Origin of the sequence: Sutcliffiella horikoshii, from assembly GCF_020524325.1 — a bacterium.
GTDB classification, from domain to species: domain Bacteria; phylum Bacillota; class Bacilli; order Bacillales; family Bacillaceae_I; genus Sutcliffiella_A; species Sutcliffiella_A horikoshii_D.
In genome coordinates this window covers 60,560-75,285 of sequence record NZ_JAIVKY010000001.1, presented here as the reverse complement: position 1 = coordinate 75,285, position 14,726 = coordinate 60,560, and the positions used below count along the sequence as shown (strand labels likewise).

Sequence of the window (14,726 nt, the reverse complement as noted above, 5' to 3'; positions counted from 1 at the left end):
AGCCTCCTCGGCTTGCAGCCTGCGGGGTCTCACCTGTCCCTTCCTCCCGCGGGCGTCTGCGCGCCTTCCACTCCAATCAACAAGGTGACTTCATTTAACTTATGGCTAAAAAAAGAGACCTAGCGAGTTACTGATAAACCATTAACAATACTTTGACTAAATCTCTAGCTGTGGATTGGAGCAAATGACGAAGTCTCCAGCGGGGGAGTAACGGTAGCTTGAGACCCCTGAAGCGCAGCGAGGAGGCTCAAGCACCGTCCCGCGGAAAGCGAGGTCATTTGCGGAAAGGAACAGCGGGGCATACCAAGCAATTAAAAGTGGAACGGTGTTTTTCACCTTTTATCTATCGTACTTGGTCAAATACGGTTATTTATTATTCCCTCTTCCTTTTTACAATCAACAACAGGTATAATTAGAGTTTGCAAACATTGGGAATGATAGAAGAAGAGAAATCTTGGCTTTTATAGAGAAAGTCGGGTAAGATGTTGAATGAGGTGAAAGATATGGAACGGTTACAAAAAGTAATTGCACACGCAGGGATTGCGTCAAGAAGAAAAGCAGAAGAATTGATAAAAGAAGGTAAAGTAAGAGTTAATGATAAAGTGGTAAAAGAACTAGGGGTAAAAGTTAACCCAAACGATAAAATCGAGGTAGAAGGAATTCCTGTTGAACGCGAGAAACCAGTCTACTTCTTACTATACAAACCGCGCGGAGTTATTTCTAGTGTGAGTGACGACAAAGGTAGAAAAGTAGCGACAGATTTCTTCCCGTACATTGAGGAGCGCATTTATCCAGTCGGCAGATTAGATTATGATACTTCAGGGTTGTTGCTCATGACAAACGACGGCGAGTTCGCTAATGCGCTTATGCATCCAGCATCAGAAGTGGAAAAGGTATATGTTGCAAAATTAAAAGGCATTCCTTCTAGAGAAGCAATCAAAAGCTTGGAAAGAGGTATTAAGCTAGAGGACGAGAAAACAGCACCGGCTCGTATTAAATTGCTTTCCATGGAAAGAACGAAGAACACGTCTATTTTTGAAATTAGCATCCATGAAGGTCGTAACAGACAGGTACGTCGTATGTTTGAAGCAATCGGACATCCAGTCATGAAATTGAAAAGGGAACGCTATGGTTTCTTGAACTTGCATGGACTTTCTGCAGGGGAAGCAAGAGAATTGACACCGCATGAAGTGAAGCAACTTCGTGTGATGGCGACAAAACCTAAAAAATAATTGTAAATAGTAGGGAAAGCGGAGGAAGCTTATAGGGCAGCTTCCGCTTTTGTTTGTGTCTGGTTTCCGGTGTTTTGGGGCATCGGTTTTCAGTCACAAAACCTTCATATTCTATTATCTATGTAAAAAGTAGTAAATGTTATAATAACAAGGATGAAATGTCTCAGTTTTAGGAGAGTATGTATATGAATAAAAAGAAACGTTTACTGATGCGGACAAGCATACTGCTGATTCTTATAGTCGCAATCGGATATACCATGTATACAAACTTCTTCCAATCCAAAGAAATAGTGGATGTGGGGGATGAGGCACCAAATTTTGTACTTACCGATTTGGAAGGTAATGAAGTGATGCTCTCGGATTACCGGGGAAAAGGTGTATTCCTTAATTTCTGGGGCACATGGTGTAAGCCGTGTGAACGAGAAATGCCGTATATGGAAAACCAATATCAAGCTTTTAAAGAACAGGGCGTAGAAGTAATTGCAGTAAATATTAGAGAAACGAACCTCGCAGTCGAGAAGTTCAGAGATCGCCATGGACTAACCTTTCCCATCCCGATGGATAAGCGTGACCAAGTAAGACAGGCCTATGGGGTTTTACCATTACCGACTACTATTCTTTTAGATGAGAACGGCAAGGTCCTGAAAAAGCATTCAGGTGAATTGACAGAGGAAAGAGTTAAAGAATTCATGGAAATGATCAAACCTAAATAATAGGGAGTTTTACGTATGAGTGAAATAAAATGTGAATGTGGACACATAAATCCAGAGGGTACCATACTTTGTGAAGCGTGCGGAAAACCAACGGAAAACGATCAAAGTAAAGAAAAACTTTTGGATATGCGTTATGAAGGTAGTGCTAGGCGTTCACAAACCTATAATAAAACGATAATTGATAAAGTATGGAACTTTTTTTCATCTGTTAAAGTTGGAATCTGGATTATCTTCATTATTCTAGTTGCCTCTTCTATCGGAACAATTTTCCCGCAGAAAGATTATATCAATCAAGCAATCCCTGCTGAAATGTATTATGAGCAGGAATACGGATTTGCAGGAAAGTTATATTATACGTTAGGTTTTCATGATCTTTATGGTTCCTGGTGGTACATGCTTTTAATCGCTGCCTTGGGTATATCTTTAGTGATCGCCAGTTTAGACCGATTTATCCCTTTACATAAATCGTTGAAAACACAAAGGGTGACAAGGCATGAGAGCTTCATGAAACGCCAGAGGGTTTATGGAACGACAGTCGTGGAGGAAGATCCAAGCAGGGAAATCGAAAAAGCGAAGCAAGGTCTATTAAAACGTAAATTTAACGTGAGAGAAGAAGATGGAAATATTCTTGCTGAGAAAAATAGATTCTCCAGATGGGGTCCTTATGTAAATCATATAGGTATTATCATTTTCCTTATTGGTGCTATGCTTAGATTTTTCCCAGGCATGTATGTAGATGAAACAGTTTGGGTTCGTGAAGGGGAGACAGAACTTATCCCTGGCACCGGTGGTCAATATTATATGAAAAATGAAGGATTTATTTATGAAACATATAATAGTGAATCCTCTGACGAAATATTTAATTCCGCTATTTCCAGAGCCGGTGAAGATGCCATTGCGAGTAACTTCCAAACAAACGCGGTTTTATACGAGCGAAAAGGGGAGTACATCGTAGGAGCGGAACCAGAATTAGAAAAAGTAAAAGAGCATGCCGTTCAAGTGAACCAGCCTTTAAAGCATGATAACTATGCTCTTTATCAAGTAGACTATAAATTGAATGAATTCAAGAGCATGTCATTCAACTTGGAAAACAAGGATTCTGGTGACAACTTTGGTACAATAAAGGTGGACTTGCTAAACCCGCAAGAAACATATGACCTTGGTGAAGGTGTGTCTGTGGAACTGGTAAATTACTTTCCAGATTTCACTTTAGATGGTGGAGAACCTGCAACCAAGACCAGGGTACCTAATAATCCTGCATTTGTTTTCAGAATGATTACACCTGAAACTCCTGAAGGGGAAATTGCACTCGTAGCAATACGACAAAATATAGAACCTAATGGTACAAACCAGAACAAGATGACATTTGCAGGGGTAGAGACGCGCAATGTATCAGGATTGACTGTTCGAAAAGACTTGACACTATGGATTCTCGGCGCAGGTGGAGCGATCTTTATGATTGGTGTCATTCAAGGAATGTATTGGAACCACCGTCGTGTCTGGATCAGAAGGAACGGCAATGAGATTATGCTGGCAGGTCATACGAACAAGAACTGGTTTGGATTGAAAAATGAAATTAATAAAGCGTTAGAAAATACTTCTATTTCCATTCCTGTTGATCAAGTGGAAGCAGAAAAAGCACAGGAAAAAAAGGTAGAAAAGAAAGAGGAGGCATAATGATGGCTCAGCTAAGTGGTAATTTGCTTTATACTGCATTTATTCTTTATCTGATTGGTACAGCCTTCTTCGGTGGGGCAATTCGCGGTAAGCAAGGAAATAAAGCTGCGAAAATAGGGATTGTCATCACAATCCTAGGTTTTACAGCTCAACTAGGCTATTTTATTACCCGTTGGATTGCTGGAGGACATGCACCTGTAAGTAATCTATTTGAATTTACAACTTTCTTCGGTATGATGATGGTGTTAGCTTTTATCGTCATTTATTTTATATATAAAACTAGTACACTGGGAGTTTTCACCCTTCCAATAGCATTGCTGTTGATCGCTTATGCAGCAATGTTTCCGAGTGATATTTCTCCATTGATACCTGCTTTGCAAAGTCATTGGCTTGCAATTCACGTATCAACGGTAGCGCTAGGCATAGCCATTCTGTCTGTCAGTTTTGCAGCAGGTTTAATTTATTTGGTAAAAGTGGTAGATTATAGTAAAAAGGGTAAGAAGCCTTTCTGGGTAGAATTCACGCTTTATGTGTTAATTTCTTTCTTAGGTTTTATTTTCATCTCCATCGGATTTGGCGCAATGGATTACGAGGCGCAGTTCTCGTATATCAATAAAGATGGCGCAGAAGAACAAGTGGTATATAACTTATATCCAATTGTAGGTCCTAATGAAGGGGAATTATTGACTGAAGGCAGAATGGATTCTCTTGTAAACCTTTCTCCATGGATCAATACGGTAAAGCTAAACACAGTAATCTGGTCTCTGCTAGGTGGAGCAATATTATATCTTTTATTAAGAGTTATTATTAGAAAGCCAATTGGAAAAGCATTAAAGCCTGCAGTCGCTAGGGTTAACCTTGATATGGTAGATGAAATTGGGTATCGAGCAGTAACGATAGGCTTCCCTGTTTTCACACTTGGCGGACTTATCTTTGCTGCCATTTGGGCTCAACTAGCCTGGTCAAGATTCTGGGCTTGGGATCCGAAAGAAGTATGGGCGTTTATTACATGGTTATTCTATGCAGGATATCTTCATCTTCGTCTTTCTAAAGGATGGGAAGGCGAAAAATCTGCATGGCTCACGCTTGTTGGTTTTGCCATTATCTTATTTAACTTAATTGGCGTTAACTTAATCATTGCAGGGCTACATTCCTATGCGATGTAATACAAATAACCGGCCTTCACAATATTGTGGGGGCTTTTCTTACAGATAATTAAAGGGGGTTTAAGGAATATGGAAAAAGAAGTGAGAATACTTGTAGTGGATGATGAGGACCGAATTAGAAGGTTGCTGAAAATGTACCTTGAAAGAGAAAATTATGTTATAGAAGAAGCAGATAACGGCAACACAGCACTGGAGATGGCGCTTGAAAAAGAATACGATGTTATTCTGTTGGATGTCATGATGCCTGGTATGGACGGAATGGAAGTATGTAAAGAAATCAGGGAGAAAAAAGCGACGCCTATTATCATGCTGACAGCCAAAGGGGAAGAAACGAACCGAGTACAAGGGTTTGAAATGGGAACCGACGACTATATTGTAAAACCATTCAGCCCGAGAGAAGTAGTGCTAAGAGTGAAAGCGTTATTACGTCGCTCTTCTAGTACCACGTTCCTAACTACCGAAACAACAACAAAGGATGTCATTGTCTTCCCTCATTTGACCATTGATAATGATGCACACAGGGTGACATCCGAAGGAAAAGAAATAAATCTTACCCCTAAGGAATATGAACTTCTTTACTTCCTTGCAAAATCTCCTGATAAAGTTTTTGACCGAGAGCAACTGTTGAAAGAAGTATGGCAATATGAATTCTTTGGTGATTTACGGACAGTGGATACACATGTAAAGCGCCTTCGCGAGAAGTTGAACAAAGTGTCAGAACCAGCCTCTAAAATGATTGTAACTGTATGGGGCGTAGGCTATAAATTCGAGGTTGGCAATGAATCATGATTTGGAGAAGTGTAGTTGGTAAGCTATGGCTTACTGTGTTACTTTTAGTTTCATTTGTATTATTTGTTTTAACCATTCTTTTACTAGAATTCTTTGAGAATTACCATGTGCAGGAAGCTGAAAAGGATTTGACTCAGACAGCGAGTAAGATTTCATATATTCTTGAACAGCATAAAGACATGGAGCAATCCAAATCTATTGCTTGGGAGCTTGTAGATGAAGTGTCTCGAGTGGTTATATTTACAGACAAGGGGGAGTACTCCCATTCCCCAACATCCCAAATCGATCATTTGCCTGCTGAATTCTTTTTAAACGACCCGGATCTTTCCTTAGTCTTTGAAGATCAGCCAATTGTAACGAAAAAGACATATTTGCCAGATTTTCAAATTACAGATGAGATGCAAGGAGAAGTGATGATCGTTGGAATTCCCTTGCATATTAATGAAGATAAAGATGGAGCTGTTTTCGTTTATCAGTCTCTGCTTGCGATAAAAGAAACAACCAAACAAACAACGAAACTCATTCTGCTTGCAGCAGGTTTTGCAATCTTTTTAACGACCATTTTCGCATTCTTCTTATCTACAAGGATTACAGCACCTTTGCGTAATATGAGAGAAGCTGCTTTTGAAGTGGCAAGAGGGAAGTTCGATACAAAGGTTCCAATATTAACATCGGATGAAATTGGAGAACTTGGGATGGCCTTTAATCAAATGGGAAGGCAACTCAAATTTAATATTAATGCTCTGAATCAAGAGAAGGAACATTTAGCAAACATTCTTAGCAGTATGGCAGATGGGGTTATCACCTTAAACCGTGATGGCACCATTCTTGTAACGAATCCACCAGCTGAGAAGTTTTTACAAGCGTGGTTTTATCAAGAAGGCAATGCTAGTGGAGAAGACCTGCCAGGTGAAGTGAAGGAAATGTTCCAACGGGCTATTTCCGTTGAAAAAGAACAAAGTATAGAGTTAACCTATCAGGGACGTACGTGGGTGATCGTAATGAGCCCACTATATACTCAGACCCATATTCGTGGAGCCGTTGCTGTAATACGAGATATGACGGAAGAGAGAAGATTGGACAAACTTCGTAAAGACTTCATCGCCAACGTGTCCCATGAATTGCGTACCCCAATTTCCATGTTGCAAGGCTACAGTGAAGCAATTGTCGATGATATTGCAGGAACTGATGAAGAGAAAAAAGAGCTTGCATCCGTAATTTATGATGAATCCTTAAGAATGGGCCGCCTCGTAAATGACTTATTAGATCTTGCGAGAATGGAAGCAGGTCATATCTCATTGAACTATGAACATGCCAATATTGTTGCCTTTGTCGAAAAGATAACAAGGAAGTTTCAGGGGCTTGCAAAAGAGAAGTCTATCGTGTTGCAATCACATGTAGAAGATAATGGGGTCATTCGAATGGATGTGGACCGAATGGAGCAGGTAATGACAAACCTGGTGGACAACGCGATCCGCCATACAGGAGACGGTGGAATCATTACCATTCATGCAAAATTAATAAATGACGGTGTCAAAATAGATGTAAAAGATTCTGGACACGGAATCCCTGAAGAAGATCTGCCTTTCGTTTTTGAACGCTTCTATAAAGCGGACAAGGCACGCACAAGAGGCCGTGCAGGAACAGGACTGGGACTTGCTATTGTGAAAAATATTATAGAAGCCCACCGAGGTACCATATCCGTTCATTCAAAAGAGAACGAGGGAACGACATTTTCTATGTATATTCCGCAAAAACACGCTCAAAATGGAGATGTGTAGCGAAAAATCTTGTTTTCTATGAAACATTATCTTGTCATTAACACTCATATCTTGTAATATGAGACATAGCTAATTAAATAGCAATACGAAATAGTTGGTGTCACAATAGTGACTTAATAGGGAATTTGGTGAAATGCCAAAACTGTCCCCGCAACTGTAAATGTGGACGAAATGAGATGACCACTGTATGAACGGGCTTAAGAAAAATTAGGTCCCCATATGGGAAGGCTCAAAGTAGGAAGAAGCATAAGTCAGTAGACCTGCCAATTATTATACCAGTTTCAATACTTCGGGGGTTGAGTAGGAGAGACGGCAGAATTCTGTCTTTATTTGTCGTATTATGACAATGCCGTTATCACCTCATCCTGAAATTGGATGAGGTTTTTTGTTTTGCTCACTACAGATGGATTGAGACATTAGGGGTAAAGATAGGAGGAGAAAATTTCACGTTTCTACAATATGCACGGCAAATTTACTACATAAGGGGAAAAACAGATGAAAAAACTTTTACTGACACTTTTACTAACATTAACTCTTGCTATTACAGGTTGCGCTAATGCAGGCAATGAAACAAAAACAGGCAATGAATCAAATCAAACCGCTAATAATCAAACATCTGCGGAAACACAAGAACAACCAGAAAGCCAACTTTCCACCACGATTAAACTGACGAAAGAAGGCGAAGAAGTTATCAGTGAGGAGACAGTTGAGTTTGAAGAAGGTGAGTCTTTGATGGATGTCATGGACCGAAACTTTGAGCTAACTACAGGCTTTGGAGGAGATTTCATCGTCGGAATTGACGGTCTTGGATCTGAAGAAGAATCTGATTATTATTGGAACATCTCCGTTAACGGAGAAAGCTTAATGGTCGGGGCAAGTGATTACACGCTAGAGGAGAACGACGAAGTTCATTTTGATTATCAAAAGGTGGAATGATGATGGCAACCAGAAAAATAGCTCTGCTTGGTGTTTTAATAGCTCTTTGTGTAGTGGGTAGAATCGTTTTCGCCTCCGTACCTAACGTCCAGCCTGTGACAGCTATTATTATAATATGTGCTTTCTGGATGGGACCAGTTTCAGGTGTGATTCTTGCAGTAGGTACGACCTTTGCAACAAACCTTGTTCTAGGCACGGGTATGTGGACATTCACACAAATTTTTGCTTGGTCCATCATCGGATTATTAAGTGGAGCAATTGGAGTTTGGTTTAAAAGAATTCCAGTATTCATTCTTTCCATTTATGCTGGACTTTGCGGGCTGTTTTTCGGTTTTGTTTTTTCCATCCAAAACATGATTGTCGGAGGATTTCCATTTTGGCCATATTATCTTGCCGGACTACCATTTGATATCAACCATGCGGTCGGAAACGTCGTTTTTTTTATTATTCTGTATCCGATTCTCTCCAAGCTTTTAAACGAACGAGCACCTTTTATCATCAAAAGAAAAGAGAGCTTGGCACAATATCAAATGAGCAGCACCTATAAGAAATGATATGGGAGCGCCAATCCACACGTGGGGATTGGCGTTTTCTTATGAGAGAGAGAAAGCGAAGCCTTTTGCGGAAATCAACAGCGGCGTCATCAAAATAGGTCGAAATATGTATATAACCTCTTGGAAAAGCCTACAAATATCCCTACAATCCTAACTGGACATCCCTTATACTAATATTACACAACTAAATCCAAAAGAAATAATTACCAAATAACCCTATTCAAATTGTAATTTTTTTAATATATTTGTAATGTAACTTTCCTACTATAATATACGACTAATGAAATGAACGGAGGGAAACTATGAATACCGTTTTTCAAGAGCTCTATGAAAAATATCACCAGGATGTTTATCAATTCTTATATTACATGGTGAACAACAAGGAGCAAGCGGAAGACCTCGTTCAAGAAGTTTATATAAAAGTTTTGCGTTCCTATGACCGTTTTGAAGGGAAAAGCAGTGAAAAGACCTGGCTGTTTTCTATTGCCAAGCATGTTGCCATTGATTCCTTTCGCAAACAAAAAGGATGGAAAAACAAACTACTTGAAACTTTCGACTGGAGTAAACAACAGGTCAAAGATCACGCTCCACTTCCTGAAGAGATAGCTGTACAAAATGAACAAGTCAAACAAATGTACCGGTGTCTGGATAAATGTAAAGTCGATCACCGACTAGTGCTTATCCTGCGGTACATACAAGCCCTTACCATTCAAGAAACAGCCCAAATTCTTGGCTGGACGGAAAGTAAGGTGAAAACAACTCAACATAGAGCCTTAAAGGTCTTGAAGGCATATATGGAAGAACTTCAAGAGAAAGGAGGAAACAGCAATGCGTCATAATGATGAAGACCAAATGGAAAAGCTGTTGAGGCAAATGCCTAAAATTAAAGATGATCGTGACCCGAAACAAATATATAGAGAAATACAACCAAAACTAGCAAATACCCCTCGGCGATCTAAAATAGTTCCTGCTTTCGCATTGGTTGCGGCTTTAGTCCTTTTCGCCCTGGTTGCACCTATGTTCTTAAACAACATGCAATTCGACATAAGTTTAAGTGGGTCTGATAGCAGCTCAGAAGAAAGTATGGACATGGCAACGATGAATGCAGATGGAAACGCAGATGATACTGATGCAGACACTAACAGGAAAGGTTTAGAGGAATCAGAATCTTCATTAGAGGCGGAAGAGGCTGAAGGGGAAGAGGAAACAAATGATTTTGCTGCAGCAGAGGTTAGTTCAGCGGATGTTAAAAGTTTTGTTACACCTTCCTATAATGTAGAGTCAGAATACGCTGTTACCATTGGGGTGTCCTTGTTGGAGGCGGATAATCATGATTATGGTGGATCTACCACTCCATTGACGGTGATTGTTCCTCGTGGTGGAAATGACACATATGTGGATGCTCTCAATAAGGTCCGAGAGGGAATTGCATATGTGGACTATGGAGTTAATGTTCCGATTATTAATGACAATGTGAAAATATCAGAAGGTGACATAGGTTTAGATAGACCGATGCCTATATTAGATGTAACTGAAATGGCTAAAGGTTTAACATCCTATCAAGACACTCTTTTCCCTAGAGAACTTAGTGATACTTTCAGCAATCAATACACACATTTCCTATTTAGTGATAATGGATCAACTAAAGGTGTGCAAGTTGGCAATAATGTTTATGACGGTCCGGTAGAATACAAGACTAAAAACAAGAGGGCTTATTTCAAATATCACAGTGGTATCTTGCCTTTACTTGTCCCAGGACATGAACGATATACATCAATTGGAGATGCTCTCAAAGCGATGACAAGTGCACCAGAGCAAGCTGAGAACAGTAAACTAGAGCCATCCATTTCAGATACGGTGCAAGTGGAAAGTTTGGCGCTGGAAAAAGACAATACTGTCGTTCGCATTAAGCTTGCAGATAGCAGCGTACTTGAAAATAACGATGATACTATTTTTGCTCTTGAGGCGATGATGATGGTAGCTAAAGAATTTGGAATAAGAGGGGTGGTCTTTGAATCTTCTCAAAATGTGACGATCGGGACTATTACACTCAATGAAGAGGTAAGCGTGCCTTACTCTCCGAATCCAGTTCCTTATAGTGAGTGAGTTGAAAAAGCGTGCTGATGAGCACGCTTTTTTCTTTTTGAGCGTCTCTGCGCCCGAAACTACTATGGAAAAGCAAAAACGGTAAGAGAGAAGAGCTCTCTCTGCCCGAAACACCTTCGTAAAAGCAAAAACGGGAAGAGAGACTCTATTAGACTGAAAAGTAGCTATTATCACAGCTTCGGTCGTATAGAAAGGCTCTATACGACTTAAGGACAGCTATTGCCAGAGCTTCGGTCGTATAGAAAGGCTCTATACGACTTAAGGACAGCTATTGCCAGAGCTTCGGTCGAATAGAAGGGCTCTATAAGACTGAAGAGTTACTTTTGCGGAAGCTTCGGTAGTATAGACCGCCTCTATAAGACTCTTTAGGTGCTTTTCAAGTTTCTTCGGGCAAATAGAAATCTTCCTAGTTACCTAAATTTGAAAAGTATGCTTTTAACGCCCCGAATCTCAGCCACATAAGGACAATCCCTAACAAAGATCAATCATCAGCAACCATCTCTACCCAAATACATATTTCCAACCCAAAAAGCAGATACTACCCCTATATGTAGGAAGAAGATTCCCCACATAAAGGAGGATACATATGTTCAGTATTATTGTCGGGCTAGTGCTGTTAATGTTGCTAGCATACCTCGGCTGGTCCATTATCTGGATAGCTCCACTTGTTTCTGCCGTGGTAGCGTTATTTAGTGGACTAGATCTCTTACCAGCCTATACCCAAACGTATATGACTGGCTTTGTCGACTTTGCAAAACAATGGTTTCCAGTTTTCTTACTTGGGGCTATTTTTGGAAAATTGATGGAAGACACGGGGGCTGCACAAGCTGTCGCATTTAAAATCACAAAGTTGATAGGAAAAAAGAGAGCCATACTTGGAGTGCTAATTGCTGCAGCTGTTCTGACATATGGCGGGGTGAGTTTATTTGTTGTGGTATTTGCCATTTATCCGCTTGCCATTGCCCTATTCAGAGAAGCGGATATCTCTAGAAAGTTGCTGCCTGGTACATTTGCATTAGGGGCATTCACCTTTACAATGACTGCCTTTCCAGGGACACCTCAAATTCAAAACTTGATTCCTATTCCATACTTTAAATCTACTCCTCTTTCTGCACCGATTATGGGGATTGTAGCTGGATTAATAATGGCAGTTGGGGGATATTTTTATTTAAAGTGGAGGGAAGGAAGATTAACCAAAGCGGGAGATACTTTTGACGAGCCAAAAGGTGGTCAAGAGGTAAAACAAATCAATGAAGAAGAGTTACCTAACTGGATATTGTCTTTTCTTCCTTTAGTGATTGTTGTAATAACCCTCAATGTGTTTAAGTGGGACATCATACCGTCTTTAATAGTGGGGACTTTAGCTATCATGCTTTTTAATATCAAGAAGTTCAAATCTTTCATTGGTGCAATTAATGGCGGGGCTTCAGGTTCTGTAATGGCCATTATCAACACTAGTGCAGCTGTAGGATTTGGAGCTGTTGTTACCGCGGCCCCAGGATTTGAAACATTGACAGATATCCTGCTAAGTGTAAAAGGTAATCCCCTTATATCTGAGGCATTGTCTGTCCAATTAATGGCGATGATAACTGGGTCTGCTTCAGGAGGGATGGGAATTGCCTTAGAAGCTTTAGGCGATCAGTATTATCAATTAGCACAGTCTACTGGGATGAATCCAGATGCTTTCCATAGAATTGCAGCCCTTGCATCTGGAGCATCTATTTTGCCTCATAATGGCGCTTTGCTTACACTTTTTGCTGTAACTGGTATGACTCATAAGGATTCATATAAGGACATTGCAGCAGTTGCATTATTAATTCCTACAGTAGCTCTTGTAGTAGCCATTATTATGGCAAGTATTGGAATCATGTAAATTGGAAATGGAGGATGGAAAATGGTTGAGAATAAAGTTGTATTTATCACAGGAGCAGCACAAGGAATAGGGTATGAAATTGGAGAGCGTTTTGCCGAAAATGGAGCGAAAGTCGCCATTTCTGATATTAATGAAGAAGGAATTGAAAAAGCGGTCAAACAGCTAAAAGACAAAGGATATGAAGTGTTTGGAGTAAAATGCGATGTGACAAATGAAGAAGAAGTGAAAAGCGCTCTAGATCAAACTTTTGAACATTTTGGATCTCTAGATATCTTGATTAACAACGCAGGGATGCAACACGTTGCACCCATTGAAGAGTTCTCAACAGAAAAGTATGAATTGTTACTGAAAATAATGCTCATCGCGCCATTTATGGCAACAAAGCATGTCTTTCCTTTAATGAAAAAGAATGGTTTTGGCCGAATTCTGAACATGGCATCTATTAATGGGTTGATAGGATTTGCCGGAAAAGCCGGTTATAATAGTGCAAAACACGGTGTGGTAGGTTTAACAAAAGTTGCCGCATTAGAAGGGGCAGAGCATGGTATCACTGTAAATGCTTTATGCCCTGGTTATGTAGATACACCACTTGTTAGAAATCAGTTACAAGATCTTGCAAACACAAGGAACATTCCGTTAGAAAAAGCGTTAGAACTGGTTATATATCCGCTTGTGCCACAAAAGCGTTTATTATCGGTAGATGAAATCGCAGACTACGCTTTGTTTTTAGCAAGCGATAAGGCAAAAGGTGTGACAGGCCAAGCGGTTGTCATGGATGGAGGATACACTGCCCAATAATGATGGAGGTGTCATGGTGAAAAAGGAAGTTAATAGTAAGAGAAAAGATGAGGCCACTACTGCAAACCTCAATCTTGAGCAGAAGTTCTACCATGAAACAGATCACAAAGACGGTAGCCTTTACAATTTAGGAGATAGTACACCATTATTAAATGATGAAGAAAAAGGTGCTGATTAAGCGCCTTTTTTTATGAATTTTTTGAAAATATAACCCAACTCACTATAGATAAATAGTATAATAAGCAAAAAAGAAGTGAGGGGATATCTATTATGCTGACAGATTATCATAACCATTTGGAAAGAGGAACATTAACTCTTGATTACCTAAAACAATTTACAAAGGTAGCTCAACAAAAAGGAATAGAAGAGTTTGGTATCTCAGAACATGCCTATCATTTCTATCAAACAAAAGATATTCTCAGCAATCCTTGGGTGGAAAAACGAAGATATTATGATATGGCTGATTACTATAAACTTTTCCAACAGGCCTGGAATGAAGGTATCCATGTAAAAATGTCCATTGAAATGGATTATACGCCTGGCAAGCATGCAGAGATGAAAAAGTTTATTGATGCTTATCCTTTTGACTATGTGATCGGTTCCATACATTGGGTAGAAGACTTTGGGATTGACTTGGCGGAGTTTCGTAAAGAGTGGGATCGCCGCGATACCAATGAGGTATATACGAAATATTTTGACCAAGTGGTTACCCTTGCAGAGTCCAATATGTTCGATATAATCGGACACCTAGATCTAGTAAAGATTTTTAAATATGTGCCAAAGGACGAAGCATTTCTATTAGAGCAGTATGAGCGAGCAGCTTCCGCACTAGCCAACTCAAAAACTTGTGTAGAAATCAGTACTGCGGGACTGAGAAAACCCGTTGGAGAGCTTTATCCGGATAAACGATTGCTGAAAATGTGTTATGACAAAGGTGTGCCGATTGTGCTCTCATCAGATGCCCATGTGCCTGAACATGTAGGTGCCGATTATGACCAAGCTGTTCAACTTGCTAAAGAAGTTGGATACAAAACTATTATGACTTTTAACAGAGGAGATCGTAGAGAAGTAAAATTAGGTTAATCATTTTCTTCTTAAAGT

The 14,726-nt window shown here is 39.9% G+C and carries 14 protein-coding genes and 1 riboswitch; all 14 genes read left to right on the top strand.

The window, feature by feature from the left end; genetic code table 11:
- Positions 1-503: 503 nt before the first annotated feature.
- The 14 genes from LC091_RS00385 to LC091_RS00320 all read left to right on the top strand — a co-directional run bounded on the left by LC091_RS00385 (position 504) and on the right by LC091_RS00320 (position 14,708).
- On the top strand, positions 504-1,232 hold the full coding sequence (locus tag LC091_RS00385; RefSeq protein WP_226679903.1) for a pseudouridine synthase: 729 nt from the start codon (positions 504-506) through the stop codon (positions 1,230-1,232).
- A gap of 185 nt (positions 1,233-1,417) precedes the next feature.
- Positions 1,418-1,945 (top strand): thiol-disulfide oxidoreductase ResA, encoded by a 528-nt coding sequence (gene resA, locus LC091_RS00380; RefSeq protein ID WP_226679760.1) that lies wholly within the window; start codon positions 1,418-1,420, stop codon positions 1,943-1,945.
- Between the two features lie 15 nt (positions 1,946-1,960).
- Entirely contained in the window at positions 1,961-3,622 is a 1,662-nt protein-coding gene (gene resB, locus LC091_RS00375; protein ID WP_226679759.1) for a cytochrome c biogenesis protein ResB, read from the top strand.
- Between the two features lie 2 nt (positions 3,623-3,624).
- Complete coding sequence (gene ccsB, locus LC091_RS00370; protein WP_226679902.1) at positions 3,625-4,788, top strand: c-type cytochrome biogenesis protein CcsB; 1,164 nt, start codon at positions 3,625-3,627, stop codon at positions 4,786-4,788.
- A 69-nt stretch (positions 4,789-4,857) separates the two neighbouring features.
- Positions 4,858-5,577 (top strand): response regulator transcription factor, encoded by a 720-nt coding sequence (locus LC091_RS00365; protein WP_010194457.1) that lies wholly within the window; start codon positions 4,858-4,860, stop codon positions 5,575-5,577.
- Positions 5,574-7,358: a cell wall metabolism sensor histidine kinase WalK gene (locus tag LC091_RS00360; RefSeq protein ID WP_264179178.1), complete on the top strand. Its 1,785-nt coding sequence runs from the start codon at positions 5,574-5,576 to the stop codon at positions 7,356-7,358. The genes LC091_RS00365 and LC091_RS00360 overlap by 4 nt, the downstream gene beginning before the upstream one ends.
- Before the next feature lie 78 nt (positions 7,359-7,436).
- Positions 7,437-7,640, top strand: a riboswitch (cobalamin riboswitch).
- 213 nt (positions 7,641-7,853) lie between these two features.
- Positions 7,854-8,294, top strand: a complete 441-nt coding sequence (locus LC091_RS00355; RefSeq protein ID WP_226679758.1) for a DUF4430 domain-containing protein — start codon at positions 7,854-7,856, stop codon at positions 8,292-8,294.
- Positions 8,291-8,848: an ECF transporter S component gene (locus tag LC091_RS00350; RefSeq protein WP_226679757.1), complete on the top strand. Its 558-nt coding sequence runs from the start codon at positions 8,291-8,293 to the stop codon at positions 8,846-8,848. The genes LC091_RS00355 and LC091_RS00350 overlap by 4 nt, the downstream gene beginning before the upstream one ends.
- A 302-nt stretch (positions 8,849-9,150) precedes the next feature.
- Positions 9,151-9,687, top strand: a complete 537-nt coding sequence (gene sigX / locus LC091_RS00345; RefSeq protein ID WP_226679756.1) for an RNA polymerase sigma factor SigX — start codon at positions 9,151-9,153, stop codon at positions 9,685-9,687.
- Entirely contained in the window at positions 9,677-10,954 is a 1,278-nt protein-coding gene (locus tag LC091_RS00340) for a hypothetical protein (protein ID WP_226679755.1), read from the top strand. Before sigX ends, LC091_RS00340 begins: the two co-directional genes overlap by 11 nt.
- 586 nt (positions 10,955-11,540) lie before the next feature.
- The gene (locus tag LC091_RS00335) at positions 11,541-12,827 is read left to right on the top strand and encodes a GntP family permease (RefSeq protein WP_226679754.1); all 1,287 of its coding nucleotides are present in this window, start codon (positions 11,541-11,543) and stop codon (positions 12,825-12,827) included.
- 21 nt (positions 12,828-12,848) lie between these two features.
- Positions 12,849-13,625 carry a 3-hydroxybutyrate dehydrogenase gene (locus tag LC091_RS00330; protein ID WP_226679753.1) on the top strand — a complete coding sequence of 259 codons (777 nt, stop codon included), beginning with the start codon at positions 12,849-12,851 and terminating at the stop codon, positions 13,623-13,625.
- The gene (locus tag LC091_RS00325; protein ID WP_226679752.1) at positions 13,603-13,803 is read left to right on the top strand and encodes a hypothetical protein; all 201 of its coding nucleotides are present in this window, start codon (positions 13,603-13,605) and stop codon (positions 13,801-13,803) included. The genes LC091_RS00330 and LC091_RS00325 overlap by 23 nt, the downstream gene beginning before the upstream one ends.
- Before the next feature lie 92 nt (positions 13,804-13,895).
- Complete coding sequence (locus tag LC091_RS00320; RefSeq protein WP_226679751.1) at positions 13,896-14,708, top strand: histidinol-phosphatase; 813 nt, start codon at positions 13,896-13,898, stop codon at positions 14,706-14,708.
- The last annotated feature ends 18 nt before the right edge of the window (positions 14,709-14,726 follow it).

Bases quoted from the DNA above. Each gene is read 5' to 3' on its own strand.
- LC091_RS00340 (WP_226679755.1), top strand. From the start codon at position 9,677: ATGCGTCATAATGATGAAGACCAAATGGAAAAGCTGTTGAGGCAAATG.
- LC091_RS00330 (WP_226679753.1), top strand. From the start codon at position 12,849: ATGGTTGAGAATAAAGTTGTATTTATCACAGGAGCAGCACAAGGAATA.
- ccsB (WP_226679902.1), top strand. From the start codon at position 3,625: ATGGCTCAGCTAAGTGGTAATTTGCTTTATACTGCATTTATTCTTTAT.
- LC091_RS00350 (WP_226679757.1), top strand. From the start codon at position 8,291: ATGATGATGGCAACCAGAAAAATAGCTCTGCTTGGTGTTTTAATAGCT.
- resA (WP_226679760.1), top strand. From the start codon at position 1,418: ATGAATAAAAAGAAACGTTTACTGATGCGGACAAGCATACTGCTGATT.
- LC091_RS00335 (WP_226679754.1), top strand. From the start codon at position 11,541: ATGTTCAGTATTATTGTCGGGCTAGTGCTGTTAATGTTGCTAGCATAC.
- LC091_RS00320 (WP_226679751.1), top strand. From the start codon at position 13,896: ATGCTGACAGATTATCATAACCATTTGGAAAGAGGAACATTAACTCTT.
- LC091_RS00325 (WP_226679752.1), top strand. From the start codon at position 13,603: ATGGAGGATACACTGCCCAATAATGATGGAGGTGTCATGGTGAAAAAG.
- LC091_RS00360 (WP_264179178.1), top strand. From the start codon at position 5,574: ATGATTTGGAGAAGTGTAGTTGGTAAGCTATGGCTTACTGTGTTACTT.
- resB (WP_226679759.1), top strand. From the start codon at position 1,961: ATGAGTGAAATAAAATGTGAATGTGGACACATAAATCCAGAGGGTACC.
- LC091_RS00365 (WP_010194457.1), top strand. From the start codon at position 4,858: ATGGAAAAAGAAGTGAGAATACTTGTAGTGGATGATGAGGACCGAATT.
- LC091_RS00355 (WP_226679758.1), top strand. From the start codon at position 7,854: ATGAAAAAACTTTTACTGACACTTTTACTAACATTAACTCTTGCTATT.
- LC091_RS00385 (WP_226679903.1), top strand. From the start codon at position 504: ATGGAACGGTTACAAAAAGTAATTGCACACGCAGGGATTGCGTCAAGA.
- sigX (WP_226679756.1), top strand. From the start codon at position 9,151: ATGAATACCGTTTTTCAAGAGCTCTATGAAAAATATCACCAGGATGTT.